Origin of the sequence: Arenimonas oryziterrae DSM 21050 = YC6267 (assembly GCF_000420545.1) — a bacterium.
Lineage (GTDB): Bacteria > Pseudomonadota > Gammaproteobacteria > Xanthomonadales > Xanthomonadaceae > Arenimonas > Arenimonas oryziterrae.
The window spans coordinates 1-1,919 of sequence record NZ_ATVD01000015.1 but is presented as its reverse complement, the minus strand read 5'-3'; the positions used below and the strand labels follow the sequence as shown (position 1 = coordinate 1,919).

The window sequence follows — 1,919 nt, the reverse complement described above, 5'->3', positions numbered from 1 at the left end:
GTTGCACCATTGGTCGGCGCACCGGTGTCGTCGTTCGCGACGATCGCCAATGCGGCCGTCGGCGTGGTGACCGTATCGGTGACCGGGGCGGTCTGGTCGGAGTCGCCGGTCGCCGTATTGACGATGGAACCGGCGGTCACGTCAGCGAGCGTGACCAGATGCGTGCCGGTCAGCACGCAGGTCGCGCCGGGAACGACGCTCGCGCAGGTGTTGGACGTCGGCGTCAGCTGCGGATCGCTAACGACCACATTGGTCAGCGTGATGTTGCCGCTGTTGGTCGCGGTGACCACGTAGGTCAGTACGTCGTTGATCGAAACCGTGCCGGACGCGTCGTTATCGGCGTTGGTCGGATTCGACTTGTCCACGGTCATCGACGGCGACTGCACCGCGGTGACCGTTTCCGAATCCGTCGCGGGCGACAGCGAGCCGGCCGTCGGCGTGCCATTGACCGAAGCGTTGTTGGTGACCGAACCGGCATTGAGATCAGCGAGCGTGATCGTGTAGCTGCCGGTGCAGGTCGTGCCCGCGTTCGGCGCGAGCGTCGTCACTGGGCAGGTCACGGTCGGGATCTTGTCGTCGGTGATCGCGATGCCGCTGATCAGGACGTTGCCGGTGTTGGTGACCACGTAGCTGTAGTTCACCACCTGGCCAACGGTGTTGTAGGTCGGCGTGGACGCGGACTTCGCGAGGGTCAGCGACGGCGACGGACCGACGAAGCCACCATTGCCGGTGTTGTCGGTGTTGTTGGCCGGCACCGGATCGCTTTCGGCGCCGGTGGCGGTTGCGCTGTTGTTGAAAGCGCCGACGGCAGTGATCGTCGCCGCCACGTTGAGGGTGGCGCTGCTGCCGCTGGTCAGGCTCGCGATGGTGCACGGCAGTGCCGCGCAGGCACCGGTGACGCTGGTGATCGCCAGGTTCGTCGGCGTGTCGGTGACGTTGATCGCGGTCGCCGTCGACGGGCCGTTGTTGCTCACCACGAGGGTGTAGTTGATGACCTGACCCAGGGTGAAGGGACCGGCCGTGAGCAGGGTCTTGTTGATGGCGACGTCGGCCGACGGACTGGCGTTGCCGCCGTTGCCGGTGTTGTCGGTGTTGTTGGCCGGGACCGGATCGTTCTCGGCACCGGTCGCGGTCGCGCTGTTGTCGAACGCACCGGCCGCGATGATGGTCGCGTTGACGGTGATCGTCGCGGTGCTGCCGCTGGTCAGACTCGGAATCGTGCACGGGAAGGCCGTGCAGGCACCGGTGACGCTGGTGATCGAAAGATTCGTCGGCGTGTCGCTGACGTTGATCGCGGTCGCCGTCGACGGACCGTTGTTGGTCACGACCAGGCTGTAACTGATCGACTGGCCCGCGAGGTACGGACCGGCCGTGACGAGCGTCTTGTTGACCGAAACATCGGCCGACGGATTCGCCGTGCCGCCGTTGCCGGTGTTGTCGGTGTTGTTGGCCGGCACCGGATCGTTCTCGGCACCGGTCGCGGTCGCGCTGTTGTCGAACGCACCGGCCGCGATGATCGTCGCGTTGACGGTGATCGTCGCGGTGCTGCCGCTGGTCAGGCTTGGGATCGTGCACGGGAAGGCCGTGCAGGCACCGGTGACGCTGGTGATGGTGAGATTCGTCGGCGTGTCGGTGACGTTGATTGCCGTAGCAGTCGACGGACCGTTGTTGGTCACGACCAGGCTGTAACTGATCGACTGGCCGATCAGATAGGGACCGGCGGTCACCAGGGTCTTGCTGATCGCAATGTCGGCGACCGGCGTGACGGTGTTCGTGTCCGTCGCGCTGTTGTTAGCCGGGGTCGGATCCGTCGTACCCGCCGGTACCGCGACCGTCACGGTGTTCGCGATCGTACCTGTCGCCGTGCCAGAGACAGTGGCGGCAACGGTGTAGGTGATCACGCCGCCGCTACGCAGCGT

General features: G+C 65.7%; 1 protein-coding gene. It reads right to left on the bottom strand.

What is annotated here, in order from left to right:
* A partial coding sequence (locus tag G467_RS0114760; protein ID WP_022970502.1) for a DUF11 domain-containing protein occupies positions 1 to 1,919 on the bottom strand: 1,919 nt, incomplete at both ends.